This is a genomic window from Polynucleobacter sp. AP-Ainpum-60-G11 (assembly GCF_018688375.1).
Taxonomy (GTDB): Bacteria; Pseudomonadota; Gammaproteobacteria; order Burkholderiales; family Burkholderiaceae; genus Polynucleobacter.
Map to the genome: position 1 here is coordinate 648,880 of NZ_CP061318.1, position 25,829 is coordinate 674,708.

Sequence of the window (25,829 nt, forward strand, 5' to 3'; positions counted from 1 at the left end):
GCAAATGTGGTCTTATATCTTCAAGCGTATGTTGTTGATGATTCCGACTTTATTAGGTGTATTGACTCTGACATTTGCAGTGGTGCAGTTCGTACCGGGCGGCCCAGTTGAGCAGTTAATGCTCGAGCTCAAAGGTAAGGGTGATGCTGCAGTGAGCGGGGCAGAGTCCTCTGGCGGCGGAAGTAACTATCGTGGGCGTCAAGGCGTGGATGCTGAACGCTTAGCTGAGGTCAAGGCTTTATATGGTTTTGATAAGCCACCAGTAGAGCGCTACTTCATGATGCTGAAGCGTTTTGCGCAGTTCGATTTGGGTGAAAGTTACTACCAGCATCAAAGTGTTTGGCAATTGGTGGTTTCTAAGCTACCTGTATCTATTAGCATTGGTCTGTGGACCTTTTTTCTCACGTACCTAGTATCAATACCCTTAGGTATAGCTAAGGCGGTAAGGGATGGCTCCCGGTTTGATGCGATCACCAGTACGATGATTCTGGTGGGTTATGCCATCCCCGGATTTGTATTGGGCGTTCTCTTGCTGGTCATCTTTGGAGGTGGTAGTTTCTTGCAAATCTTTCCTCTACGAGGGCTGACTTCAGATAACTGGAGCGAGCTGAGCATGATGGGCAAGGTGATGGATTACATGTGGCATTTGGTTTTACCGATTACCGCTTCGGTCTTGGGAAGTTTTGCTGTGATCACGATGCTCACGAAGAATTCTTTTTTAGAAGAGATTCGTAAACAGTATGTTTTGACTGCGAGAGCTAAAGGTCTTACTGAGAAACAAGTGCTCTGGAAGCATGTGTTCCGCAATGCACTCTTGCCATTAGTAACCGGTTTTCCAGCGGCATTCATTGGCGCTTTTTTCACTGGGTCGCTACTGATCGAAACTCTATTCTCATTAGATGGACTTGGTTTGCTCTCTTATGAGTCGGTGATGCGCCGTGACTACCCAGTAGTTTTCGGAACGCTGTACCTCTTCACCTTAATTGGCTTGTTTACCAAATTGATTTCTGATCTTTGCTATGTCTATATTGATCCGCGCATTCAGTTTGGCGCAGGAGGCGGTTCATGAGTCGCTGGCATCGCTTTAAAAATAGTCGGATGGGTTATGCCAGCCTCTGGATCTTCATGATCTTGTTTGGTCTATCGATGTGCGCTGAACTGATCGCTAATGACAAGCCATTGGTAGTGCGCTACGAAGGTAAATTCTATTTCCCGATTGTGAAATCCCAACCTGAGCGCGTGTTCGGAGGTGACTTTGCGACGCCAACTGATTTTTTAGATCCTGATATTCGCCACAATATTACGAGTAATGGCAATTGGGCCATTTATCCGCTGATTCCCTATAGCTATGAAACACTGAACTACTTTTCAAAAGTTCCCAATCCTGCGCCACCATCTTTTGATAACTGGCTGGGAACTGATGATCGTGGGCGCGATGTCTTATCGCGTTTGATTTATGGATTCCGACTGTCGATTTTGTTTGGCTTGGCACTCACCATTGTTGGTGTGAGCGTAGGGATTATTACTGGCTCTTTAATGGGTTTCTTTGGCGGTAAGTTTGATTTGGTATCTCAGCGTTTAATTGAGATTTGGTCAGCAATGCCAGAGTTATATCTACTCATCATCTTTGCCTCCATCTTTAACCCGAGCATTTGGCTGCTGATTTTTTTGTTGGCTGCGTTTGGTTGGATGGGTTTATCTGACTATGTGCGCGCCGAGTTTTTTCGCAACCGTGCCTTAGAGTATGTGCGTGCTGCCAGGGCATTGGGCTTAACGAATTTGCAAATCATGCGCCGTCATATTTTGCCGAATAGCTTGACGCCAGTGATTACCTTTCTCCCCTTCAGAATGAGTGCAGCGATTTTGTCGCTCACGAGTTTGGATTTCTTGGGCTTGGGTGTTCCTCCGGGAACGCCAAGTCTGGGTGAGTTGCTCTCCCAAGGTAAAAGTAATTTAGATGCGTGGTGGATCTCGCTATCGACCTTTGTGGTTTTAGTGGCCACTTTGCTCTTGCTCACCTTTATGGGTGAGGCCTTGCGTGATGCATTTGACTCTCGTAAGTCAGGCGCCATGAGTGGAGGTCGCTCATGAGTTCAGCAAGCCCGCTACTGCGCTACGAAGATTTTTCAATCTCGTTTGGTTCAGGTCGCCGTGAGAGGTTTGCTGTTAGTCACCTTGATCTCGAGATTGGGGTGGGTGAACGAGTTGCCTTAGTTGGTGAGTCCGGTTCAGGCAAGACCTTGACTGCTTTAGCACCATTGCGTCTTGAGCCTGAAGGTGCAAAAACATCCGGTCGTATTATGTGGAGCGGCAAGAGTGCAGATGCTGGCAATCCACCAGTCAATTTACTGGACCTACCAATACAAGCGATTCGTGAGATTCGGGGTCGTGAGATTGCCATGGTGTTTCAGGAGCCCATGACTGCACTCAATCCATTGTTTACTATCGGCAATCAAATTGTTGAGGCGGTGCAGATCTATCAGCCCTTGATCTCTAAAGCGGATTGCATGTCTGCTGCAATTGATTTGCTCAAGAAGACTGGTATTCCAGAGCCAGAGAAGCGCTTCCATTCCTATCCTCATCAGCTATCTGGTGGCCAACGTCAGCGCGCCATGATCGCAATGGCATTGGCGTGCAAACCCAGATTGCTAATTGCAGACGAGCCAACCACTGCTTTAGACGTTAGTCTGCGTTTGCAAATTCTGGATTTGCTTAAAGAGTTGCAGGAAGAGTCCAAGGATCATGGCGGGATGGCGATTCTGTTGATCACTCATGATCTCAATTTAGTCAAACACTTTGCACAGAGGGTTGCTGTTTTAAATCAAGGCAATCTCATGGAGGTGGGACCTACAAAACAAGTGTTTGAGCATCCAGACAATGCCTATACAAAAGCTTTGGTGAATAGCGAGCCTGTTCGCGATCTAGCGCCAGTAATGCCATTGGCACCAGTCTTGCTCAATACGGTGAGCTTATCCGTATCGTATCCAGGCACCGAGTCTACTTCTTGGTTTAAAAAATCTCCGCGCCATCAAGTTTTGCGTAAGGTGAGTTTTGAACTCAAGCAGGGGCAGACCATTGGCGTCATTGGTGAGTCAGGTTCCGGTAAGACCACTCTAGGCATGGCAGTCTTAGGTTTATTAGGCGACTCTGCCGCAGAAATTACGGGCGATGTAGATGTGCTTGGTCATGAGTGGCAAAAGTTAAAGCCAGTAGAACGCCGAGCCATGAGATCTAGTTTGCAGGTAATTTTTCAAGATCCATTCGGTTCGCTCTCTCCGCGCATGAATGTGATGCAAATTGTTTCAGAGGGATTGGATGTGCATTTCCCCAATTTATCTGCAGCGGAGCGTGAGTCCCGCGTCTTGGATATTTTGAGAGAGGTCGGCATTGATCGCTCCGCTCTGACTCGTTACCCCCATGAGTTTTCTGGTGGGCAGCGGCAGCGTATCGCGATTGCGCGTGCTTTGATTCTGAAGCCGCAGATATTGGTGCTAGATGAGCCAACTTCAGCCTTGGATGTCTCAATCCAAAAACAAGTGCTTGCCTTGCTGACTGAGCTACAGAAAAAATACAACTTAGCCTACTTGATGATTAGCCATGATTTGGCTGTCATTCGGGCGATGTCTCATGAGGTTATGGTGCTTAAAGCGGGCAGAGTGGTGGAATTTGGCGATACCGAGACTCTCATTAAACATCCACGTCAGATCTATACAAAAGAGCTTTTTGCGGCTGCAGAGCTGACTTAAGTCCCGCCTAAATAGGCCACACAAGGCCTTAGATTGGTGCATTTCTGCCCTGTAATACCAAATTTTGCATTGAAAACAATGGCTTAGCCCTTGGTGAAATAGATCTTCTTTGCTAGAATCAAAAGATGTCACTTCAAAAAGACCTCACGTCAAAGTTTGCCAATCCAATGGCAATCGCTTTGTTGATTGCATGCGCACTTGCGATGCATCCAGTATTGGCGGCGGATACGGCGACTGATGCCGCAAAAGAATCCGCAAGTGAAGTGGCTAAAGAGACTCCGAAAGAGACTCCTAAAGAAACCATGTTTCAGGCAGGTAAGTCTTACTTTGCTCGCGTTTCTGATCGCTTGGCAGATTCCGTCACTGGTAAGTCTGATGAATTAATTAACCGCGCCATGGAAGTGATTGGTGTGCGTTATCGCTGGGATGCTGAGTTGCCGCAATCCGGTTTAGATGGCAGTAGTTTTGTTGGCTACGTTTTTAAAGATAAATTAGGTTTTTTATTGCCACGTAAATCTACTCAAATGAGTCGTGTTGGCAAGCCGATTACGCGCGAAGAATTGCAACCGGGTGATTTAGTGTTCTTCAACACCATGCGTTTAACTTTCTCTCATGTCGGCATTTATGTAGGCGACAATAAATTTATTCATTCCCCATCTAAGGGAACCAGTGTGCGTGTAGATGATCTTGGTAGTCTCTACTGGGATAAACGTTTTGATGGCGCTCGCCGTCTAGATGGCAGTGACAACCTGGGTGATGCTGAGCGTCAAGAATTGCTAAACGAAGTAAACAAACTTAAACGCAAATCTCGTAGCCTCTAATCTCCTTGCTTTAGAAGCTAGCGGCTAAGCCAATAGAGGTACCTCGGACGTTCTGTCCAAATTGATACCGGAATACTAATCGTACCCTGCTAAACATAGGGTCAGAAGCACTTCTGTCTATTTCAAATCCTGTGCCCACAGAGGAGAGCGAGTCAAATCCAAGGGCGCCACGGAGTTGCCCTAGAAACTCTGTGTGAGCCAATTCAAAAACTGCCCGCACAGGTCTTTCTAGCGCTGTTAGTCGAGTGGGGTATCTGGCGCGAGCCCACAAACCCAAGCTCTGTGAATCTGCAGATCCTTGAACCGCAGTAGAGCTGTCAAAGGTGTTGATGGCGATATTGGTGTAGCGCAATTCAGCATCGTATTCACGCTCAGGTTTGTAATCCTCATAGTCCAGCATTAATGAGCCACCAGTACCATAAGCATTCATACGGCCACCATTCAAGAACTGCAGGTCTACCCCTGTTTTATTTTCAATGATGCGACCCGCAATAGAGAGGTCGCTCTCTACATGCCCGAGCATGATGTTGGCAATTGGACGAATGCGTAAGTTATCCGTTAGCGGGAAGTCCCAACCAATGCCGCCTGTGCCAGTGATGCCATTCCAATTGACGGGTACCGTAATACTTGAGTTACCTATGCCATCAGTAAACGTTGGGTTGTAGCGATTGAAGGCAATTGTGCCTTCAAGATAGAGTGGAAAGTTGGCGCTAATGCGGTCACCACCCCCAAGAGAAATCATTTGCAAATTTTGATTTTCTCCGCCTTTGTCAGTGATCGATAGTGATCCGGTTGTGACGTCTGGGGTGAGTGAGTAACCCGTGATTGTCATGAACGCATCGGTGCGTTTTTTGAGGTAATTGTTGGCTGCGACTGTAAATTGGCCGCCTGCCTGTGCATGAGCGTAATGCACAGGCACCGTGATTGACATTGCAATCAATAACTTGAGTAGGGCAGGGATGGATTTCATAAACAATTGCACCGAATCCTAAATCAATCGCCTTCTCTTGGGAAGTTAGCTCTAGGGCTAGCCTCGGAGCTTTTCTTTCAAAGCTGTCATTTGTTCTTGGGCTGCCACTTCACCGGCGAGAATTGCTGCATTTCTAGATTTGAAATCACCGCTACTCATTTGCTTAAGGTGTGGGGTGATTACGATATCGGCGCTCTTGAGCTCGTATTGATTAATGCTTCGCTGCATGATCGAAATCGTTTGCTGCATGACACCAAAAGTTCCGCTGGCATCTTGATGCACTGGTTCCGAAGAAATGTTGACAGCAATCACAATGGTTGCGCCCATCTGCCGGGCATAACTAACAGGGACAGGCGCAACTAAGCCGCCATCAACATATTCCTTGCCGCTAATGACTGCTGGCTGAAATACGCCTGGAACGCTGCACGAGGCCCGCACTGCTAAACCTGTATTACCAGAGCGAAACAAAATGCCTTTGCCCGATTGCAGCTCCGTCGCCACAATTCCTAATGGAATGCGCATTTGCTCGATCGATTTATTTTGTACCTCACGGTTCACCATGTTCTGCAGGGCATCCCCTTTAATGAGGCCGCCAAATCTTCCGGCAAAAGGGAGCCCCCAGTCGGCAATGGTTGCCTCATCTAGATTTAATGCAAGCCTATTGAGGTCGTTGCCAGTAGCGCCTGAAGCAAGTAATGCGGCAATAACGCTGCCAGCGCTGCTGCCAACCACGATATCAGGCCTAATTCCTTGCGCCTCTAATGACTTAATGACGCCTATGTGGGCAAAACCTCGGGCTGCTCCCGCCCCCAAAGCCAAGCCAATAACTGGTTTACGACTGCTCATTAAGCTGCAACCGGTAAGGCTTGAACCCCCAATCAGGGCTCCCAAACCAAGACCTAAGCCCAGAAAACGGCGTCTTGTATCGGTTTCAGAGGATATAGCGGGGACTAAGGCTGTATTTTCTTGCATGTGGCTATTGTATTGAGCCTCCCTTATAATGATCAAACGGTGAGCGAAAAAGACTTCGTTTCAGCGCGGGTGGCTCTCCCAGGAGGATTTTCGGAGATGAATTGCCCGTAGTAGCTAAATAGCGCCACCAGAACACCACCAACCCATTACGGAAATACATTTTTATAGCCTCATCAGGTCCTTACCTGATAGCCCGAATTTTATGGATGATCACAATAAACGCGTAATTGAAACAGCCCTCTTGTGCGCGCAAGAACCACTCACCGTTGCTGATCTGACGCGCTTATTTGCTGAAGACATTGCTCCTGGCGAAATAGATGATGCTCTTTTAGAACTTCAAAAAGCCTGGGAAGATAAAGGTATGGAGTTGGTCCACATTGCAACTGGCTGGCGTTTCCAAAGCCGCTTAGCAATGCGTGAATACCTCGACCGCTTGACTCCAGAAAAACCACCGAAATATTCTCGTGCCGTAATGGAGACCTTGGCGATTATTGCTTACCGCCAACCAGTGACCCGCGGAGAGATCGAGGAGATTCGTGGTGTAGCGGTCAGTAGCAATGTGATGAAGCAGTTAGAGGATCGCGGTTGGGTTGAGGTCATTGGCCACAAAGAGACTGTTGGTCGCCCTGGTTTATATGCCACTACCAAACAATTCTTGGATGATTTAAGCCTTACCAATTTACAAAGCTTGCCAATGTTAGAAGATGCTGCGCCCATGGCTGCAGCAGAACACTTAGGTCAGGCAGTTATGGAGTTTGATCCTAGTGCGACTGTAGAAACCGTAATCGAATTAGATGAAAATGGTCAGCCCATTATTCAATCAACAGTTGAAGAATTGGCTAGCGAAGAACTCATCAGCGAAGAGACAAGTGCAGTAGAAGAAGAAATTACTCCAGAGTCTGAAGACAAATCAGACGAACAAAAATAATTATTAATGACAAGTCATAACGAAAACGATTCATCTCCAAGTAAGCCTACTTCGGATAACTCCTCTGGTTCAGAGTCTGCATCCAACCATTCAGAGGGTGCAAAGGGCGAGGGGCGCGAGGGCGGTCCACGTCGCCCACGCCGTCAAGGTGCTGGAGCTGGTAAGCATCCCTTTAATAAGAAACGCCCATTCAACAAAGACCGGCCTCGTCGTGAAGGTGGAGAGTCTAATGGGCCACGTGAAGGTGGCAATCATGCATCTGCCAAGCTCGCACCAAATCCCGCTGAGAGCGAGGCTTTATTTGCATCAGTAGTTTCTGGAGAGTTCGACGCCGCATTGGATGCGCCTGAAGTTCTTGAAGTTAAAAATCCTGATGGTCTAAATGAAAATGAGATTTCTCATCAGACCGGCGCTGAGCGTCGTGCACAGCGTGTGCGTCATGACGAAGACGCGGATACGCCTAGCGACGATGAGATGAGTAGTTTGCAATTTGCAAACATCGATGATTTGCCACTTAGCTTACGTGATGAAGTTTGGTCGGATTTAGATGGTTTAGACGACGACGCTGACGACGAAGACACTGTGAAGTTGCACAAGGTGTTGGCTGATGTCGGCATGGGTTCACGTCGCGATATGGAAGACTTGATTATTCAAGGACGCGTATCCGTAAATGGATTGCCAGCCCATATTGGTCAGCGCATTGGACCTACCGATCAGGTTCGCATTAACGGTAAGCCAGTGCATCGCAAGATTCAGACTAAGCCGCCGCGCGTGATCATGTATCACAAGCCAGCTGGTGAGATCGTGAGTCAATCCGATCCTGAAGGTCGTCCTACCGTATTTGATCGCCTACCAAAGCCACGCCAGGGGCGCTGGATTGCCGTAGGGCGTTTGGACTTTAATACTGAAGGTCTTTTGTTATTCACCACTTCTGGCGAGTTGGCCAATCGCTTGATGCATCCTCGGTACGGTGTGGAGCGCGAATACGCTGTCCGTATTCTGGGCGATTTGAGCCAAGAAAACATGTCTCAATTAAAGAGTGGCATTACCTTAGATGACGGCCAAGCTAAATTCTTGCGTCTTTCTATGGGCGGTGGGGAAGGTGCAAACCGTTGGTACCACGTAGCCTTGACTGAAGGTCGTAACCGCGAGGTTCGCCGGATGTTTGAGGCGGTTGGCCATACAGTTTCTCGATTGATTCGTACACGTTACGGTATTTTCTTGTTGCCTCCACGTTTGAGACGGGGTAAATGGGAAGAGATTGAGGCTGGCGGTATCTACAACTTAATGAAGTTTGCCGGCTTAAAAATGCCGCAGCCACAAGATAAAGGCCGTGGCCCAGCTTCTGGGGCTCACGGACGTGATCGCAACCCTGCGTCAGGTGGAGATTTCCAGCCTGATCCAATGCAAACCTCGGTTTCTTACTGGGGTTCGAGGGACGCCTTAACCCAGGCTAGTGGCCATGGTGCTCTGACCCATCAAAGCAGGGGTGGTAAACCTGGTGGCGGCGCTTCTGGCGAAGGTCGCGGTCCATTCCGGGGTCGTACTCAGGGTGGTCGTCCTGGTGCAGGTGGTCAGGGCGGCGGTCAGGGTGCTCAAGGCCAAAACCGTAATAAAGGTAAGAAAGTCCATCATGGGCAGTCAGCTTTTGTAACGGCAAGCCCTCAAAGTCCCGGTAATGGCCCTAAACGGGGAGCTCCAAAAGGGCGCAAACCTTTCAATAAAGGCCCTAGAAAACCGCGAAATCCTGGCGAAAGCTTCTGATTTTGATGAGTTTTCCTCTAAATCGGCTATAATTTTGGACTTACAGCAGTTCGCTGCTGTTTTAAGTTGTTACCGACTGATGTTGCGATCAACGTAAGTCGGCCTGTTCTGAATTTCGAGAATATGGGCTTTGAAGCCCATTTTTTTTTGCCGTTTTGGATTGAAGGGTGTTCGTGAAGGATCAGCGGATTATTTCTGCAGAGGTAGAAAACCTAGGGTACACGCTAGTTGATATCGAGCGTGAAGCCGGAGGTTTGCTGCGCGTCACGATTGAAAACCCGGATTACGAGCGTTTGATTAACGTCCAGGATTGCGAAAAGGTGAGTCATCAACTGAGCTACACATTGCCAGTCGAAAACATTCCCTTTGAGCGTCTAGAGATTTCTTCTCCTGGTCTAGATCGCCCTGTGAAGTCAGCGGCTGATTACGAACGTTTCTCTGGAATGGAAGTGGATTTGAAGTTGCGTGTTGCCGTTGGCGATCGCAAGAAGTTTCGTGGTGTGTTGCAAGGTTTGCTGAGTGGCGAGTTGGATTCGCCTGATGCGAAATTTGGTTTGTTGTTTGAAGGTGCTGATGGCACTGAATCTCAATTGGAGTTTTCTTTAGCCGAGGTCGATAAGACTCGGTTGGTCCCTGTTATTGATTTCAAAGGAAGAAAGTCATGAGCCGAGAAGTTCTCATGTTGGCAGACGCCTTAGCGCGTGAAAAGAACGTAGATCAAGCGATTGTGTTTGAGGCGCTAGAAATGGCGTTGGCATCAGCCACTAAGAAACGTTATCCAACGGAAGATGTGGATATTCGTGTATCGATTGATCGCGAGTCTGGTGAATACGAAACCTTCCGTCGCTGGTTGGTTGTTCCTGATGAAGCAGGTCTCCAAGAGCCGGATAAAGAAATCCTCCATTTTGAAGCGCTCGAGCAATTTCCCGATATGGAAGTTGGTGAATACATCGAAGAGCAAATCGAATCTTTAGCCTTTGGCCGTATCGGTGCACAAGCCGCTAAGCAAGTGATCTTGCAGCGTATTCGTGATGCTGAGCGTGAGCAGATTTTGAACGACTACCTTGAGCGTGGCGAAAAAGTCATGACCGGTACCGTGAAGCGTGCTGACAAAAATGGTTTGATTATTGAATCTGGCCGTGTAGAGGCATTGTTGCGTCGCGATCAAATGATTCCAAAAGAGAACCTCCGTTCTGGTGACCGTGTTCGCGCCTACATTCTGAAAGTAGATCGTGAAGCCCGTGGCCCGCAGATCGAACTCTCACGTACTTGCCCTGATTTCTTGATCAAATTGTTCGAGAACGAAGTTCCAGAGATGGAGCAAGGTTTATTAGAGATTAAGGGTGCAGCTCGTGACCCGGGTATCCGCGCAAAAATTGCCGTGATTACTTATGACAAGCGTATCGACCCAATCGGCACTTGCGTTGGCGTTCGTGGCACACGCGTTACTGCAGTGCGTAACGAAGTGGCTGGCGAAGCAGTGGACATTGTGTTGTGGTCTGAAGATCCAGCGCAGTTTGTGATCGGTGCTTTGGCTCCAGCTCAAGTGTCCTCTATCGTGGTTGACGAAGAGCGTCATGCTATGGATGTCGTAGTTGATGAAGAAAATTTGGCAATCGCGATTGGCCGTAGCGGACAAAACGTTCGTTTGGCTAGTGAATTGACTGGTTGGCAGATCAACATCATGACTCCAGAAGAGTCTGCTGAGAAAACTGAAAAAGAAGCTGCTTCTGTACGTCAATTGTTTATGGACAAATTGGACGTTGACCAAGAAGTTGCTGACATTTTGATTGAAGAAGGTTTCAATACATTGGAAGAGGTTGCTTATGTACCTCTTTCTGAAATGTTAGAAATCGATTCTTTCGACGAAGACACGGTAAATGAATTGCGTACTCGTGCACGTGACTCCCTCTTGACTATGGAATTAGCTAAAGAAGAGCGCGTTGGCGAAGTCTCACAAGATTTACGTTCCCTTGAGGGAATGACGACTGAGTTGATTGCCAAGCTTGCTGACAATCAAGTTCATACACGTGACGACTTAGCTGAACTGGCTGTTGATGAGCTAGTTGAGGCGACACAAATTGACGAAGAAACCGCGAAAACGCTCATCATGAAAGCGCGCGAACATTGGTTTACTTCATGAGAGGAAGTAGTACATGGCAACAACAGTAAAAGTACTCGCTAAAGAATTGAAACGTACTGCGCCTGACCTTCTGGAGCAATTGAAGGCGGCCGGTATTGAAAAAGGTTCTGAGGACGACAGCATCACTGAGAAGGACAAGACTGTCCTGCTCGAGCATTTGCAAAAAGAACATGGCAGTGCGGATACGGGTAGTCGTAAAAAGATTACTTTAATCAAGCGCGAAAACTCTGAGATTCGTCAGGCAGACTCTGCCGGACGCACTCGTACCGTTCAGGTTGAGGTTCGCAAAAAGCGCGTGCTAGTTAAAGCAGGGGACAAAGCTCCTCAAGAAGCTCCAGCTCCGGCGGCCAAAGAGGTTGCATCTGCGGCGCCTGCAAAACCAATCCTTTCTGCTGAAGAGTTAGAGAAACGCGCAGCTGAGGCGACTCGTCAAGCCGAGTTATTGGCTCGTCAAGAAGCGGAAATGAAAGCGGCGGAAGATGCTCGCCAAAAAGAAGCTGATGCTGTTGCTGCTGCAAGTGTGGCTGAGCCGGTTGTCGAAAAAGCCGCCAAGTCAGATGATGATGGTGTTGCTGCAGCCGCAAAAGCTGCCGACAAGAAAGCTCAAGCTGATAAGGCTGCCAAAGAGATTGCGGATGCCAATAAGGCACAGTTAGCAGATATTACTAAGCGACGTGCCGCTGCTGAAGCTGAAGCTTTAGCGATTCGCGACATGATGAGTACCCCAGCGCGTGTACTCAAGGCACCAAGTGAAATAGCTGCTGAAGAAGCTAAAAAGGGTACCTTACATAAGCCAGCTAAGGCTGAAGGTGCTGATGATAAGAAAAAAGCGGTTGCTAAGGTTGGTGGTAAGACAATTAAGTCTGCAGAGACTTCATCTACTTGGCAAGAAGAAGGTGCCAAGAAGCCTGGTGGCCTCAAGACTCGTGGTGACAGCTCTGGAGGTGTAGGTGGTTGGCGTTCTGGCGGTGGCAGAAGAAAGCAACGTCAAATTGCAGAAGCCAACGTCGATACCAACTTCCAAGTTCCAACAGAACCGGTTGTACGTGATGTTCATGTTCCTGAAACTATTACTGTTGCTGAGTTAGCTCATGCAATGGCCGTGAAGAGTGCAGAAGTAATTAAGCTCTTGATGGGTATGGGTCAGATGGTAACGATCAATCAGATCTTAGATCAAGATACTGCCATGATCATCGTAGAAGAGATGGGCCATACAGCCCATGCCGCTAAGTTAGATGATCCAGATTTAGATCTCGGTATTGCTGGTCACGATGCGGAATTATTGCCACGTCCACCAGTTGTTACGGTGATGGGTCACGTTGACCACGGTAAAACATCTTTGCTCGATAAGATTCGTGCGGCTAAGGTTGCTACTGGCGAAGCCGGTGGTATTACTCAGCACATCGGCGCTTATCACGTTGAAACACCACGCGGCATGATTACCTTCCTTGATACTCCGGGTCACGAAGCCTTTACGGCAATGCGTGCTCGCGGTGCTAAGGCAACGGATATCGTGATCTTGGTAGTTGCAGCTGATGATGGTGTGATGCCGCAAACAAAAGAAGCGATTGCACACGCAGTAGCTGGTGGCGTACCAATTGTTGTGGCTATTAATAAGATTGATAAGCCAGAAGCGAACTTAGAGCGCGTTAAAACTGAGTTGGTTGCTGAGCAAGTCGTTCCAGAAGAGTACGGCGGCGATGTGCCATTCATTGGTGTGTCTGCTAAAACAGGTGACGGCATTGATGCCTTGCTTGAGAACGTACTCTTGCAAGCTGAAATTTTGGAGCTTAAGGCAGCGAAAGACGCTCCTGCGCAAGGTCTCGTTATTGAGGCGCGCTTGGACAAAGGTCGTGGTCCAGTTGCTACTATTTTGGTTCAGTCCGGAACGCTCAAGCGTGGTGATATGTTGTTGGCTGGTTCAACCTACGGACGCGTTCGTGCGATGTTGGATGAAAATGGCAAGCCATGTAACGAAGCTGGCCCATCTATCCCTGTGGAGATTCAAGGTTTATCTGAAGTTCCTGCAGCTGGTGAATCAGTTCAAGTGGTGCCTGATGAGCGTAAAGCCCGTGAGATCGCACTTTTCCGTCAAGGTAAGTTCCGTGATGTGAAGCTGGCTAAACAACAAGCATTCAAACTCGAAACCATGATGGAAAACATGGAAGAGGGTGCGATTGAGGCGAAGTTGTTGCCACTGATCATTAAGGCGGACGTTCAAGGCTCTCAAGAAGCTTTGTCACAGTCATTGCAAAAACTATCTACTGCTGAAGTCAAGGTGCAAATCGTTCATGCGGCCGTGGGTGGCATTACCGAGACTGACGTTAACTTAGCAGTGGCTTCTAAAGCAGTCATCATCGGCTTTAACTCACGTGCAGATGGTGCAGCGCGTAAGTTGGCCGAGAACAATGGTGTAGATATTCGTTATCACAACATTATTTATGACGCGGTTGATGAAGTGAAGGCGGCCTTAAGTGGTATGTTGACACCAGATAAGAAAGAAGAAATCACCGGCATGGTGGAGATTCGTCAAGTCTTCTTGGTATCTAAAGTTGGCGCTATTGCAGGTTGCTTGGTGCTCGACGGCATCATTAAGCGTAACTCTAGTGTTCGCCTCTTGCGTGACAACGTAGTGATCTGGACTGGTGAGTTGGACTCTCTCAAGCGCTTTAAAGATGACGCAAAAGATGTGCGCGCCGGTGTTGAGTGCGGCCTGTCATTAAAAGGCTACAACGACATCAAAGAAGGCGATCAACTCGAAGTCTTTGAAGTGACTGAAGTTGCCCGCACACTCTAAGAGCTATTCAGTTCATGCATAAAACTAGCCCTCATCGTAACCAGCGTCTCGCCGATCAAATTCAGCGAGACCTGGCCGAGCTGATTCCTCGCGAATTACGTAGCCCAAGCCTAGGTTTGATTACTTTACAAAGTATTGAACTCACACCAGATTTGGCGCACGCAAAAGTTTTCTTTACTGTTTTGGGTGCTGAGCCTGAGGTAGCCTTGAAAGCGCTGCAAGATAAGGCGGGCTATTTGCATTCTTTATTGTTCAAGCGTTTGCATATTCATACTGTGCCAACCTTGCACTTCCACTACGACAGTTCTGTTGAGCATGGCATTGAGATGTCGCGCTTAATTGATCAAGCGGTGGATAGCGATCGCAAAGACGAGAACGCGTAAATAGCTATGTCTGTACGTATCGACGGCGTTGTCTTGCTTGATAAACCTGCTGGAATGAGCTCACAAGGCGCAGTCACTGCCGTGAAGCGCGCCTTCAATGCAGAGAAAGCAGGGCATACCGGCACCCTAGATCCCATGGCTACTGGCTTACTTCCCATTTGTTTGGGCGAGGCTACTAAGTACTCCCAGGATTTATTGGAGGCTGATAAAACCTATATCGCTCAAGTGAAATTCGGTCAGCGTACCGATACTGGTGATGCTGAAGGCTTAGTCATTGAAGAACTACCTTTACCTGTATTTGCTGATGAAGCAACTATCAAAGTTGCATTAAACGCTTTATTGCCGGCATTTACTGGTCCGATTAGCCAGGTGCCTCCAATGTATTCTGCGCTGAAGCGCGATGGCAAGCCTTTATATGAATACGCTCGCGCTGGTGTTGAATTAGAGCGTGCTCCACGAGATATTACGATTCATGCAATTCGTTGGACTAATGTTAATTGGCCTGAAGCCACTTTAGAAGTGAGCTGCAGCAAAGGTACCTACATTCGCGTGTTAGCAGAAGATATTGGTAAGGCATTAGGATGCGGTGCACATTTAGTTGGCTTGCGCCGTACCGAAGTAGGGCACCTCACTTTAGAGCAATCTTTCACAATCGAATCTATTCAAAATAGCTCGCAAGATAGCTCTAGTTACATCTTGCCGGTCGATGCCCTCTTGCAAACACTGCCCCACTTAACCGTGGATGAGCAACAGGCTAAACGTTTAGAAATGGGTCAACGAGTCCCGCTTAATATACCTTCTATAGAGGCGCTGGTGCGCATCTATCGCGCAACTGCTGCTCCACATAACTTTATTGGTACTGGTGATTGGCGCTCTGGGGTGTTGCATCCTAAGCGCCTGATTTCTTCGGCACATTAAATATATTTAACCCTCTTATTTATTAACCTTATTCTTAACTTCAGAAGCTTCACATGACTAAACGCGCACTTCGTAATATCGCCATCATCGCCCACGTTGACCACGGTAAAACTACTTTGGTTGACCAACTCTTGCGCCAATCTGGCACATTCCGTTCTAATGAAAAAATGACCGAACGCGTCATGGACTCAAATGACCTGGAAAAAGAGCGCGGCATTACTATTTTGTCCAAGAACTGTGCGGTTGAGTATGACGGCACACACATCAATATCGTAGACACACCAGGACACGCCGACTTCGGTGGTGAAGTAGAGCGTGTGCTCTCCATGGTTGACGGTGTTTTGCTCTTGGTTGATGCAGTTGAGGGCCCGATGCCACAAACCCGCTTCGTAACCAAAAAAGCTTTGGCTCTCGGTTTAAAGCCAATTGTGGTGATCAACAAGGTTGACCGTCCAGGTGCACGTTGTGATTACGTGATCAATGCCACTTTTGAATTGTTTGATAAGTTGGGCGCTACTGAAGAGCAATTAGACTTCCCAGTGATCTTCGCATCAGGCTTAAATGGTTATGCTGGTTTAACAGATGATGTTCGCGAAGGCGATATGCGTCCTTTGTTCGACACTGTATTGAAAAACGTTCCTGTACGTGATGACAATCCAGAAGGTCCATTGCAATTGCAAATTACCTCTATTGAGTACAGCACATACGTTGGTAAGATCGGCGTTGGCCGTATCAACCGCGGTACTGTTAAACCGCTGATGGATGTGGTGTATATCGATGGTCCAGAGGGCACTCCACGTAAAGGTCGTATTAACCAGGTATTGAAATTCCGTGGCTTAGAGCGTGAATTGGTTGATGAAGCACAAGCGGGCGACATCGTATTGGTAAACGGTATTGAAGATTTGGCGATTGGTACAACCATCTGTGCTCCAGATGTTCCAGAAGCATTGCCAATGCTCAAGATTGATGAACCTACTTTGACCATGAACTTTATGGTGAACACCAGCCCATTAGCTGGTCGTGAAGGTAAGTTCGTGACTAGCCGCCAGATTCGTGAGCGTTTAGATCGCGAATTAAAGTCCAATATGGCTTTGCGCGTTAAAGAAACTGATGATGACACCGTGTTTGAAGTGTCAGGTCGTGGCGAATTGCACCTGACTATTTTGGTAGAAACAATGCGTCGTGAAGGCTACGAGTTAGCTGTTTCACGTCCACGCGTGGTTTTCCACGAAGTAGACGGTGTGAAGATGGAACCGTATGAGAACTTAACGGTTGACGTAGAAGATACAACTCAAGGCGCCGTCATGGAAGACTTGGGTAAGCGTAAAGGTGAATTGCTTGACATGGTAAGTGACGGTAAGGGCCGCACACGTCTTGAATACCGTATACCAGCACGTGGTTTGATCGGTTTCCAAGGCGATTTTATGACCATGACTCGTGGTAACGGTTTGATGAGTCATACATTTGACTCCTATGCACCTGCAAAAGACGGTATCTTGGGTGAGCGTCATAACGGTGTATTGATCAGTCAAGATGATGGCGAAGCAGTTGCTTACGCTTTATGGAAATTGCAAGACCGTGGCCGTATGTTTGTAAGCCCGGGCGATCCTTTGTATGAAGGTATGGTGATTGGTATTCATAGTCGTGACAATGACTTGGTTGTTAACCCAATTAAAGGTAAGCAATTAACTAACGTTCGCGCCTCAGGTACTGACGAAGCAGTGCGCTTGGTAACACCAATCGCAATGAACCTGGAGTACGCTGTTGAATTTATCGATGATGATGAATTGGTTGAAGTAACGCCAAAGAGTATTCGTATTCGTAAGCGTTACCTTAAGGAGCATGAGCGTAAGAAGGCATCACGCGACTAAGCTACTCCTAGCTACACAACAAAAGTCACCTCCGGGTGGCTTTTGTTCTTCATTGAAATCCATATTCCAAAAATAATAGTAAAAATAGATCCTCATGCTGCCATCCATTGAACAACGCCTTGCCCAAGAGTTATCCGCTAAACCTGCCCAAGTGGCTGCTGCTATCGCATTGATGGATGAAGGTGCAACTGTTCCCTTTATTGCCCGTTACCGGAAAGAGGCAACAGGTGGTTTGGATGATACGCAGCTACGGTTACTAGAGGATCGCCTGGGGTATTTGCGTGAGCTAGAAGAGCGTCGTAAGGCGATTGTTTCTTCGATCGAAGAACAGGGCAAGATGACTCCAGACTTACTCAAGGCCATCATGTTGGCAGAGGATAAGACGCGCCTAGAAGACTTATACCTTCCTTATAAGCTCAAGCGTCGCACGAAAGCGCAAATCGCCTTAGAGGCTGGATTAGAGCCCTTGGCAAATGATTTATTAGCCAATCCCATGTTGGATCCAGAGACAGAGGCAGCTAATTACCTTAAAGAAGCATTTACCTCGGATCAAGGTGACAATCCCGGCGTAGCAGATATCAAAGCAGCTCTTGAAGGTGCTCGCCAGATTTTGATGGAGCGCTTTGCAGAAGACGCTGGGTTGGTGCAATCGCTCAGAACCTATTTGCAAGAGCACGGCGTGGTGGAGTCCAAAGTCATCGCAGGCAAAGAGCAAGAGGGCGAAAAATTCGCGGATTACTTTGACTACTCTGAGCCGATCTCTGCTATTCCTTCACACCGCGCCTTAGCTCTATTTAGGGGTCGTCGTGAACAGATGTTGATGGTGAATTTGCGATTAGATACTGAAGAAGAAAAGCCTAAGTGGGATGCGCCGCACAATCCTTGCGAATCCCGCATTGCCAATCAATTTAAGATTAAAAATGAAGGCCGTCCTGCTGACCAGTGGTTGGCAGAGACTGTGCGTTGGACTTGGCGCATTAAGTGCTCGATGCATTTGGAGTCTGAGCTGATGAGTGCGCTACGTGAACGCTCTGAGGCTGAGGCGATTAATGTCTTCGCTCGCAATTTAAAAGCCTTGCTGCTAGCCGCACCTGCCGGCCCTAAAGTTACGATTGGCCTAGACCCTGGTATGCGAACAGGGGTAAAGGTAGCTGTAGTCGACGCAACAGGCAAGGTAGTCGATACCGATGTCATTTACCCACACCAGCCAAAGAATGATTGGGACGGCTCATTGCATACACTTGCCAAGTTAGCTGAGAAGCACAAAGCAACGCTCATTTCAATCGGAAATGGCACCGCTTCACGTGAGACGGATAAGTTAGCGCAGGATTTAATCAAAGCTAAGCCTGAACTGAAGCTCACCAAGATTGTTGTATCAGAAGCAGGGGCATCGGTTTACTCCGCCTCTGAATATGCCTCAAAAGAATTGCCTGGTATGGATGTTTCTTTGCGCGGCGCAGTGTCGATTGCTAGAAGATTGCAAGATCCTTTGGCCGAGTTAGTCAAGATTGATCCAAAATCAATTGGAGTGGGCCAGTATCAACATGATGTGATGCAGACTCAGCTGGCTAAGTCATTGGTTGCCGTTGTTGAAGATTGCGTGAACGCAGTGGGTGTAGACGTAAATACGGCCTCCGCGCCATTGTTGGCAAGAGTTTCAGGTCTCAGTAGTACCGTTGCCGAAGGTATCGTGACTTACCGAGATAGCAACGGTGCCTTTCAGACGCGGGCAGACTTACGTAGCGTGCCACGCTTAGGCGATAAGACTTTTGAACAAGCTGCTGGCTTCTTGCGCATCATGAATGGCAAAGACCCATTGGATGCTTCAGCAGTCCATCCGGAATCCTATCCTTTGGTAGAGAAGATTCTGAAAGATATTCAGAAGGGCGTCAAAGAGGTCATTGGCGATGCTGCAATACTCAAGGGGCTTAATCCGGAAAAGTATGCCGATGAGAAGTTTGGTGTTCCCACTGTCACCGACATCATCAAGGAGCTAGAGAAGCCGGGTCGCGATCCACGACCTGAGTTCACAACAGCAACTTTTAAAGATGGCGTGGAAAAAATCAGCGACCTTAAGGCAGACATGATTTTGGAAGGTGTTGTGACAAACGTAGCAGCTTTTGGTGCCTTCGTAGATATCGGTGTTCATCAAGATGGTTTGGTTCACATCTCTGCTTTAGCTAACACCTTTGTTAAAGACCCGCACACCGTGGTTAAAGCAGGGCAGGTTGTGAAGGTCAAAGTGCTCGAAGTGGATGAGAAGCGTAAGCGCATTGCATTGACGATGAGGCTCTCTGATGAGGCTCCAAAAGTATCAGGCGAAAAAGCTGAGCAAAGAGCAAATAGGCCAGGCACCCCGAGAACTCAAGATGCGAGAAGACCACAGGAAGATAGAAGATCTGCGCCTCCAATCAATAATGCTATGGCAGATGCCTTACGTAAACTCAAAGGGTAAAACTCGCTACACTTAAGCAATGATGAGCAAGAGAGAAATTCAATGATCTTTGTTAAAAGTATTCTTATAGGCTTTTTCACTCTGTATGCCTCGATCTCTGTTGCCCAAACTACGCCAACGGTAGCTGCTGCATCCGACTTGAAGTTTGCATTAGAAGAAATTGCTGCTAACTATAAGGCTGATAAAGGTCAAGATGTGAAATTGGTGTTTGGCTCGTCGGGCGTCCTATGGCAACAAGTCAAAAATGGGGCACCATTTAGTTTGCTGATGTCTGCAGACGAAGCCTATATAGATGACTTATCTAAAAATGGCTTAACGGTCGATGGTGGAAGCCTATATGCAATTGGCAGAATTGTTCTTTTACAAAAGAAGGGTGGGCCTATCAAGCTCGGCATCGATAAGGAGAGTCTGGCCAATGCAATTCAAGCTGCCAAGAAGATTGCTATCGCCAATCCAGATCATGCCCCTTACGGTAGAGCTGCGAAAGAATATCTCACCAATATGGGGGTCTGGGATCTAGCTCAGCCTAAGTTGGTCTATGGGGAAAATATTTCTCAAGCAACGATGTTTGCCTTAACGGGCTCAGCTGATTTTGCTATCTCCGCCTTATCTTTAGCTTCATCACCTCAAATTCAGACTCAGTCTACGTCTGTGTCGATACCGGATAAGTTGCATAAGCCACTCAAGCAAAAGATGGCCTTAATAAAAAATGGCGCATCCAGCGCTAAAGATTTCTACTTGTATCTACAGGAGCCCAAGTCACAGCAAGTTATGGTGCGCTATGGCTTTGTCACGCCGTAGTCATTAATTTGTAATATAGTTCCATTATTATCGAATTATAAAAAATACCGAAGCAATACAGGCATTTATCGCCTTAGGACAAGAGTCGCGTTTAAACGTATACCGCCTGATTGTTCAGAAGGGGGATCTCGGACTGTTGCCCTCACAGATCCATGAAATGCTAGGCATTCCTAATGCAACACTCAGCTTTCATCTCAAAGAGCTTTATCAGGCCAATCTCATTACTGTCGAGCGCCAAAGTCGCAACCTCATCTACCGGCCGAATCCGGGAATGGTAGAAGAGTTAAGTCAATTTCTATTGGCTAACTGCTGCGGCGGTAAGTCATGCAAAACCGCAAAAATTATTAAAAAGGTGAATACTCAATGAAACAGTACAACATTCTTTTCCTGTGCACCCATAACTCTGCTCGTTCTGTTTTGGGTGAAGCTTTAGCATCTACCCACCCTAGTGGCAAGTTTGTAGGTTATTCAGCTGGATCAACCCCAGGTACAAGCGTTAATCCTATTGCAGCTGATATTGCAGAAGAGTTGGGTATGGACCGCACTCTGCTGAAGTCAAAAAGTTGGGATGTGTATGGGGAGCCCAATGCTCCAAAAATGGATTTCATCATCACAGTATGTGACAACGCTGCTGGCGAGGTTTGCCCTTTTTGGCCTGGTCAACCAGTTACCGCACATTGGGGTTTCCCTGATCCATCACAAGTCCAGGGGACTGATTTGGAGAAGCGGGCCGCTTTTAATCAAGTGAAGAATGGCCTTAAAAAGCGCCTAGATATTCTAGCGGCGATGCCATTAGAAAAGCTCGACTCCATTAGCCTTAAAGAGGTTCACACAAAAGCATGAGTTCTATTACTAAAAAACTCTCCTTTTTAGATCGTTATTTAACGGTTTGGATTTTTGCGGCAATGGCGCTGGGAATTGGCCTGGGTCATTTCATTCCTGGTATTGAGGGGTTTATTAATTCATTCCAGGTTGGTACAACTAATCTACCAATTGCGATTGGCTTGATATTGATGATGTATCCACCGTTTGCCAAGGTGCGTTACGAAGACTTGCCAGACGTATTTAAAGATAAGCGCATCTTTGGCATATCCATTTTGATGAATTGGATTGTTGCGCCAACTTTGATGTTCTTTTTGGCTATCACTTTTGTTCCTGACCAACCTGAATACATGGCTGGTCTCATTTTGATTGGTATTGCTCCTTGTGTTGCGATGGTCATTATTTGGAATGACCTAGCTAAGGGCTCTACTGAGTATGCTGCTGGTTTAGTGGCATTTAATGCGATCTTTCAGGTGCTGTTCTTTAGTGTTTATGCATATTTCTTTCTCACAGTGTTGCCGCCTTACTTTGGCCTTGCTGGCTCAAACGTCAGTGTAGGCATGGGGCAGATTGCTGAGAGTGTGTTTGTCTACCTAGGCATTCCTTGCATTGCTGGAATATTGACGAGAGTAGTAATGCTCAAGTTCATGACTAAGGAGGATTACCACGAGCATTTTGTGCCGCAAATTGGAAAGATCACTTTAATTGCATTGCTCTTCACCATCATCGTCATGTTTAGCCTCAAAGGCGGAGTAATCTTAACGCTCCCAATGGATGTGGTGACTATTGCGGTACCGCTATTGGTTTTCTTTCTCATCATGTTCTTGCTGACCTTCTTTGTCACTGGCAAGATGGGTATCGATTACAAGCGTTGCTGCACACTTTCATTTACAGCCTCTAGCAATAACTTTGAGTTGGCTATTGCAGTAGCGATTGCTGTATTCGGAATTAATTCTGGGGCAGCTTTTGCAGCCGTCATAGGTCCTCTAGTCGAGGTGCCCATCATGATTGGCCTAGTGACTGTGGCTTTGTGGTTTAAAGAAAGTTTTTTCAAAAAGGATATGGCTTAAGTGTTTGAGTCTCCGTTGCAATTTCCAGCTTTAGTAGAGGGACTATTCCAAATCCCCGGGATTGAAAAACTAAATACAAATTCTAGCGATCATGCACCTCGTTTCCTAATGCTCTATGGCTCACTTCGCGAGAGATCTTACAGTAGGCCTCTTACTTTTGAGGCGGCTCGATTGTTAACTGCCATGGGTGGTGAGGTCAAAATCTTTGATCCTATTGGATTGCCTTTGGTAGATAGCGTGCCTGATAGCCATCCAAAGGTGCAAGAACTTCGTCAACTAGCCATGTGGGCCGAGGGTATGGTTTGGACTTCCCCAGAACGACATGGCGCCATGACTGGTTTATTAAAAACACAGATTGATTGGATCGTTGTCTGAAGGGGCGGTTAGGCCAACCCAAGGTAAGACCTTGGCTGTAATGCAAGTATGCGGGGGATCACAATCCTTTAATGCCGTTAACCAAATGCGTATCTTAGGTCGATGGATGAGGATGATTACTATCCCCAATCAATCTTCAGTTGCTAAGGCTTTTACTGAGTTTGAGGAAGATGGTCGTATGAAGCCATCTGCCTTTTATGATCGGGTAGTGGACGTCATGGAAGAGCTCTACAAATTCACATTACTCACGCGTGGAATTAGTGAATATTTAACTGACCGATATAGCGAGCGAAAAGAGTCTGCCGAGGAGTTATCTAAGAGAGTAAATCAGCGATCAATTTAATCGGCAAATTCATTAGGCTCTGTATGGTCTAACGAGATCCTCTAAGCCAAAAGCATCATTCCTATCCCTAAGGATCTCAATCGATGCTCTGAGCGCTACCACCTCTTTACATTTAAGTTTTTGAAGTTTCTTACGATCCATGCCATAGGTATCGACTAGATAGCGAATTCTAGACAGGCAAATTTGAAGACGGATTAGCCAATAGATGGCAAAAATGCCTGGTGCAAACAAGAGAAGCAAAATACTCATTTCATAGCCCATAAAAAAGGCCGTCGCGATGACGGCCTATTGCATTAATCTAGCTATTAACCAGATTACTTACTTAATTAATAAAACAGGTTGCTTTGCTACGTTACTAATTTTTTGAGCTACTGAACCCATGAGGGTATCAACGATGCCTGTTCTACCCTTTGATCCCATAACGATTAGATCAAACTTCTCTTTATTAGCTAAAGCAATGATCTCATTAGCAACATTGCCGCGCTTAATCACCATGCTATGTTTCACGCCAGCTGTGTCGAGGGCTTTCTGGGCTCCCTTGAGTTCTTTTTCGCTCACTTCACGGAGGTAGTCATCGATTACGCTATTGGCTACGAATTGCTTAACATGACCCAAGCCGATATCGTCATGGACGCTGACCAGGGTTACCGTGCACTTGCTGCGCAAATCTTTTGATAACTTCACAACGTACTTGGCTGCATTAAGTGAAGATTTTGAGCCGTCAACCGGTAATAGAATTTTCATAGCATCCTCATTTTTATAGTAAAAAAAACTTAAATCCGACAAGTTCAATTTACTCTTTAAACACTTATAAAGCTATGAATAACCTACTAATTTATTTATCTATTGATTAAGTGGTCATTTAAGAAAAGCGTCATAGAAGGTTTTGATGATGAGGATGGTGACCAAAATAAAGAAGCCTTTGCGTATAAAGGTATTCCCATGCTTAATGGCAATCTTGGTACCAATTTGACCGCCCACAAGATTGGCGCTCGCCATGAGTAAACCAAGCTTCCAGTCAAAATAACCCAGATAAAAAAAGACACATAGTGCACCGAGATTTGAGGCGATGTTGAGAAACTTCGCAGGCGCTGCAGATCGTAAAAAATCAAATCCTAATATGCGGGTATAGAAGAGCTTATAAAAGGCTCCGGCTCCTGGACCTAGAAAGCCATCATAAAAACCAATGATGCCGGCACCAGTCGATGCGATCGCTTTTTGTTTATGGTGACCATGCTTTGGTGCATGCACTAGACCGGCACTGGATTTGATATTAAATATTAGTAGTGCCAGCAGCAGAAACGGTAGGGCGCCTCTAAGCCACTCGGTTGGTAATTGGGTAACTAGGTAGGCTCCTGCAACTGAGGCAAAGAAAGCAAACGCTGAGGAGATGATCACCAAGCCCCAAGGGCTCTTATTGGCTCGGCTGTACTGAATGGCAGAACCAATCGTCCCTACGATGGAGCCAAATTTATTTACTGAGAGCAGGGTTGCTGGTGGAAAACCTGGCAGTACGGCAAATAGCGCTGGAACCTGAATCATTCCCCCTCCACCAATAATGGAGTCGACTAGGCCAGCAAATAAAGCGCAAGCAAGCAATAAGCCAAGGTCGAATGCAGAGAGTTCAAGCATATTGTCTATTTATTTTTTTAGTTCTTTTGTATATCCCGGCCCATTTTAGAGCGGTTTCTTTCTGGATGCCTTTGGATTCAATTGTTTTCATGGGCGGGAGTGGATAATCTAGTCCAAATGAAAGTCAATTCAGAAGGAGTATCTTCGTCAAGGGTGTATTTGCCTGCTGGGCAAATTCACGCTTGCCTGCTGGATTTCTTTATTGCTACTTTTCCGCATATAGATGCAAGTGAATGGCGCTCTCGTTTTGATGAGGGATTGGTATTCAATCAAGAAGGGGAGGCCCTTCCTGCAAGCCATGCTTATATTCCCAATACGCATTTGCTGTATTTCAGGCGCTTGGCACGGGAACCAGATCTTCCTTTTGAAGAAGCCATCCTATTTCAAGACGAGCACATTCTAGTTGCAGATAAACCCCATTTTTTACCAGTAACACCAAGCGGTCTTTATCTGCATCAAACTCTACTGAATCGACTGAAGAAAAAAACGGGTATTCAAAACTTAAGCCCCATGCATCGCATTGATCGTGACACGGCAGGGCTAGTGATCTTTTCAGTTAATCCGCCTGAGCGGGCGCAATACCAAAATTTATTTAGAGATCGCGCAGTCAAAAAGGTCTATGAGGCGATCGCGCCTTACTCAGAAGAGCTCATCAATAAATTACCGATGACGTACCAGAGTAGGCTAGAGGAGTCTGAACATTTTCTGCAAATGCAGGAAGTGGAGGGCGAAGCTAATGCCGATACCTTCATTGAGTTGCTTGAGGTAAAAAAGCCCTGGGCTAGATATCGCTTAAGCCCTGGTAGTGGTAAGAAGCACCAATTGCGTTGTCATCTAAATAGCTTAGGCATTCCTATTCAGCATGACCAGATTTACCCTATTCTGACACCTTACCAAGGGTATGATTTGGATTTTTCCAAACCTTTGCAGCTCTTAGCAAAAGAGATTTATTTCAAAGACCCGGTAACGGGGCAGGAGAGATCTTTTTCATCCCAAAGAGTATTGGCTTGATATTCGT

23 protein-coding genes and 1 pseudogene are annotated in these 25,829 nt (G+C 46.9%); 19 read left to right on the forward strand and 5 right to left on the reverse strand.

All coding sequences use genetic code 11. The features are described from left to right. The first annotated feature begins 4 nt into the window (after positions 1–4). The 4 genes from FD971_RS03370 (at position 5) to FD971_RS03385 (ending at position 4,567) form a co-directional block, all read left to right on the forward strand. Positions 5–1,069: a microcin C ABC transporter permease YejB gene (locus tag FD971_RS03370; RefSeq protein WP_215335143.1), complete on the forward strand. Its 1,065-nt coding sequence runs from the start codon at positions 5–7 to the stop codon at positions 1,067–1,069. Then, positions 1,066–2,091, forward strand: a complete 1,026-nt coding sequence (locus FD971_RS03375; RefSeq protein WP_215334703.1) for an ABC transporter permease — start codon at positions 1,066–1,068, stop codon at positions 2,089–2,091. Before FD971_RS03370 ends, FD971_RS03375 begins: the two co-directional genes overlap by 4 nt. Next, a complete protein-coding gene (locus tag FD971_RS03380) occupies positions 2,088–3,746 on the forward strand; it encodes an ABC transporter ATP-binding protein (protein WP_215334704.1) in 1,659 nt (552 codons plus the stop codon). Before FD971_RS03375 ends, FD971_RS03380 begins: the two co-directional genes overlap by 4 nt. A 125-nt stretch (positions 3,747–3,871) precedes the next feature. Beyond that, a complete protein-coding gene (locus FD971_RS03385; protein WP_215334705.1) occupies positions 3,872–4,567 on the forward strand; it encodes a C40 family peptidase in 696 nt (231 codons plus the stop codon). Between the two features lie 10 nt (positions 4,568–4,577). On the opposite strand, the gene FD971_RS03390 is transcribed toward FD971_RS03385, so the two are convergent. Further along, positions 4,578–5,537, reverse strand: coding sequence for a hypothetical protein (locus FD971_RS03390; RefSeq protein ID WP_251368669.1), 960 nt, complete (start codon positions 5,535–5,537; stop codon positions 4,578–4,580). 57 nt (positions 5,538–5,594) lie between these two features. Continuing rightward, positions 5,595–6,509 carry a patatin-like phospholipase family protein gene (locus FD971_RS03395; protein ID WP_215334706.1) on the reverse strand — a complete coding sequence of 305 codons (915 nt, stop codon included), beginning with the start codon at positions 6,507–6,509 and terminating at the stop codon, positions 5,595–5,597. 202 nt (positions 6,510–6,711) lie between these two features. Between FD971_RS03395 and scpB the strand changes: the two genes are divergently transcribed. The 14 genes and pseudogenes from scpB (at position 6,712) to arsH (ending at position 23,179) form a co-directional block, all read left to right on the forward strand. Beyond that, a complete protein-coding gene (gene scpB, locus FD971_RS03400; RefSeq protein WP_215334707.1) occupies positions 6,712–7,437 on the forward strand; it encodes an SMC-Scp complex subunit ScpB in 726 nt (241 codons plus the stop codon). Positions 7,438–7,443: 6 nt separating this feature from the next. After that, positions 7,444–9,201: a 23S rRNA pseudouridine(2605) synthase RluB gene (gene rluB, locus FD971_RS03405; RefSeq protein ID WP_215334708.1), complete on the forward strand. Its 1,758-nt coding sequence runs from the start codon at positions 7,444–7,446 to the stop codon at positions 9,199–9,201. 173 nt (positions 9,202–9,374) lie between these two features. Further along, the gene (rimP, locus tag FD971_RS03410) at positions 9,375–9,866 is read left to right on the forward strand and encodes a ribosome maturation factor RimP (RefSeq protein ID WP_215303141.1); all 492 of its coding nucleotides are present in this window, start codon (positions 9,375–9,377) and stop codon (positions 9,864–9,866) included. Continuing rightward, on the forward strand, positions 9,863–11,344 hold the full coding sequence (gene nusA, locus FD971_RS03415) for a transcription termination factor NusA (RefSeq protein ID WP_215334709.1): 1,482 nt from the start codon (positions 9,863–9,865) through the stop codon (positions 11,342–11,344). The genes rimP and nusA overlap by 4 nt, the downstream gene beginning before the upstream one ends. Positions 11,345–11,357: 13 nt before the next feature. Then, the gene (infB, locus tag FD971_RS03420) at positions 11,358–14,141 is read left to right on the forward strand and encodes a translation initiation factor IF-2 (RefSeq protein ID WP_215334710.1); all 2,784 of its coding nucleotides are present in this window, start codon (positions 11,358–11,360) and stop codon (positions 14,139–14,141) included. Positions 14,142–14,155: 14 nt separating this feature from the next. Then, entirely contained in the window at positions 14,156–14,524 is a 369-nt protein-coding gene (rbfA, locus tag FD971_RS03425; protein WP_015420788.1) for a 30S ribosome-binding factor RbfA, read from the forward strand. Between the two features lie 6 nt (positions 14,525–14,530). Continuing rightward, complete coding sequence (gene truB / locus FD971_RS03430) at positions 14,531–15,442, forward strand: tRNA pseudouridine(55) synthase TruB (protein ID WP_215334711.1); 912 nt, start codon at positions 14,531–14,533, stop codon at positions 15,440–15,442. A 53-nt stretch (positions 15,443–15,495) separates the two neighbouring features. Then, positions 15,496–17,313, forward strand: a complete 1,818-nt coding sequence (typA, locus tag FD971_RS03435) for a translational GTPase TypA (RefSeq protein ID WP_215334712.1) — start codon at positions 15,496–15,498, stop codon at positions 17,311–17,313. 94 nt (positions 17,314–17,407) lie between these two features. Then, entirely contained in the window at positions 17,408–19,768 is a 2,361-nt protein-coding gene (locus tag FD971_RS03440) for a Tex family protein (protein ID WP_215334713.1), read from the forward strand. Positions 19,769–19,810: 42 nt separating this feature from the next. Beyond that, entirely contained in the window at positions 19,811–20,569 is a 759-nt protein-coding gene (gene modA / locus FD971_RS03445; protein WP_215334714.1) for a molybdate ABC transporter substrate-binding protein, read from the forward strand. Positions 20,570–20,636: 67 nt separating this feature from the next. Continuing rightward, positions 20,637–20,936, forward strand: coding sequence for a helix-turn-helix transcriptional regulator (locus FD971_RS03450; protein WP_256442907.1), 300 nt, complete (start codon positions 20,637–20,639; stop codon positions 20,934–20,936). Further along, complete coding sequence (locus tag FD971_RS03455) at positions 20,933–21,412, forward strand: arsenate reductase ArsC (RefSeq protein ID WP_215334715.1); 480 nt, start codon at positions 20,933–20,935, stop codon at positions 21,410–21,412. Before FD971_RS03450 ends, FD971_RS03455 begins: the two co-directional genes overlap by 4 nt. Next, positions 21,409–22,461, forward strand: coding sequence for an ACR3 family arsenite efflux transporter (arsB, locus tag FD971_RS03460; RefSeq protein WP_215334716.1), 1,053 nt, complete (start codon positions 21,409–21,411; stop codon positions 22,459–22,461). The genes FD971_RS03455 and arsB overlap by 4 nt, the downstream gene beginning before the upstream one ends. Before the next feature lie 51 nt (positions 22,462–22,512). Then, positions 22,513–23,179 (forward strand): annotated as a pseudogene (gene arsH / locus FD971_RS03465) (arsenical resistance protein ArsH). A 12-nt stretch (positions 23,180–23,191) separates the two neighbouring features. On the opposite strand, the gene FD971_RS03470 reads toward arsH, so the two are convergent. The 3 genes from FD971_RS03470 to FD971_RS03480 all read right to left on the reverse strand — a co-directional run bounded on the left by FD971_RS03470 (position 23,192) and on the right by FD971_RS03480 (position 24,811). Next, positions 23,192–23,428: a hypothetical protein gene (locus tag FD971_RS03470; protein WP_215334717.1), complete on the reverse strand. Its 237-nt coding sequence runs from the start codon at positions 23,426–23,428 to the stop codon at positions 23,192–23,194. Positions 23,429–23,497: 69 nt separating this feature from the next. Next, entirely contained in the window at positions 23,498–23,923 is a 426-nt protein-coding gene (locus tag FD971_RS03475) for a universal stress protein (RefSeq protein WP_215334718.1), read from the reverse strand. 114 nt (positions 23,924–24,037) lie between these two features. Beyond that, positions 24,038–24,811 (reverse strand): TSUP family transporter, encoded by a 774-nt coding sequence (locus tag FD971_RS03480; RefSeq protein WP_215334719.1) that lies wholly within the window; start codon positions 24,809–24,811, stop codon positions 24,038–24,040. A gap of 117 nt (positions 24,812–24,928) precedes the next feature. Here FD971_RS03480 and FD971_RS03485 point away from each other — a divergent pair, with 117 nt between their 5' ends. After that, complete coding sequence (locus FD971_RS03485; protein ID WP_215334720.1) at positions 24,929–25,822, forward strand: pseudouridine synthase; 894 nt, start codon at positions 24,929–24,931, stop codon at positions 25,820–25,822. Positions 25,823–25,829: the final 7 nt, after the last annotated feature.

Bases quoted from the DNA above. Each gene is read 5' to 3' on its own strand.
- FD971_RS03370 (WP_215335143.1), top strand. From the start codon at position 5: ATGTGGTCTTATATCTTCAAGCGTATGTTGTTGATGATTCCGACTTTA.
- FD971_RS03375 (WP_215334703.1), top strand. From the start codon at position 1,066: ATGAGTCGCTGGCATCGCTTTAAAAATAGTCGGATGGGTTATGCCAGC.
- FD971_RS03380 (WP_215334704.1), top strand. From the start codon at position 2,088: ATGAGTTCAGCAAGCCCGCTACTGCGCTACGAAGATTTTTCAATCTCG.
- FD971_RS03385 (WP_215334705.1), top strand. From the start codon at position 3,872: ATGTCACTTCAAAAAGACCTCACGTCAAAGTTTGCCAATCCAATGGCA.
- FD971_RS03390 (WP_251368669.1), bottom strand. From the start codon at position 5,537: ATGAAATCCATCCCTGCCCTACTCAAGTTATTGATTGCAATGTCAATC.
- FD971_RS03395 (WP_215334706.1), bottom strand. From the start codon at position 6,509: ATGCAAGAAAATACAGCCTTAGTCCCCGCTATATCCTCTGAAACCGAT.
- scpB (WP_215334707.1), top strand. From the start codon at position 6,712: ATGGATGATCACAATAAACGCGTAATTGAAACAGCCCTCTTGTGCGCG.
- rluB (WP_215334708.1), top strand. From the start codon at position 7,444: ATGACAAGTCATAACGAAAACGATTCATCTCCAAGTAAGCCTACTTCG.
- nusA (WP_215334709.1), top strand. From the start codon at position 9,863: ATGAGCCGAGAAGTTCTCATGTTGGCAGACGCCTTAGCGCGTGAAAAG.
- infB (WP_215334710.1), top strand. From the start codon at position 11,358: ATGGCAACAACAGTAAAAGTACTCGCTAAAGAATTGAAACGTACTGCG.
- rbfA (WP_015420788.1), top strand. From the start codon at position 14,156: ATGCATAAAACTAGCCCTCATCGTAACCAGCGTCTCGCCGATCAAATT.
- truB (WP_215334711.1), top strand. From the start codon at position 14,531: ATGTCTGTACGTATCGACGGCGTTGTCTTGCTTGATAAACCTGCTGGA.
- typA (WP_215334712.1), top strand. From the start codon at position 15,496: ATGACTAAACGCGCACTTCGTAATATCGCCATCATCGCCCACGTTGAC.
- FD971_RS03440 (WP_215334713.1), top strand. From the start codon at position 17,408: ATGCTGCCATCCATTGAACAACGCCTTGCCCAAGAGTTATCCGCTAAA.
- modA (WP_215334714.1), top strand. From the start codon at position 19,811: ATGATCTTTGTTAAAAGTATTCTTATAGGCTTTTTCACTCTGTATGCC.
- FD971_RS03455 (WP_215334715.1), top strand. From the start codon at position 20,933: ATGAAACAGTACAACATTCTTTTCCTGTGCACCCATAACTCTGCTCGT.
- arsB (WP_215334716.1), top strand. From the start codon at position 21,409: ATGAGTTCTATTACTAAAAAACTCTCCTTTTTAGATCGTTATTTAACG.
- FD971_RS03470 (WP_215334717.1), bottom strand. From the start codon at position 23,428: ATGAGTATTTTGCTTCTCTTGTTTGCACCAGGCATTTTTGCCATCTAT.
- FD971_RS03475 (WP_215334718.1), bottom strand. From the start codon at position 23,923: ATGAAAATTCTATTACCGGTTGACGGCTCAAAATCTTCACTTAATGCA.
- FD971_RS03480 (WP_215334719.1), bottom strand. From the start codon at position 24,811: ATGCTTGAACTCTCTGCATTCGACCTTGGCTTATTGCTTGCTTGCGCT.
- FD971_RS03485 (WP_215334720.1), top strand. From the start codon at position 24,929: ATGAAAGTCAATTCAGAAGGAGTATCTTCGTCAAGGGTGTATTTGCCT.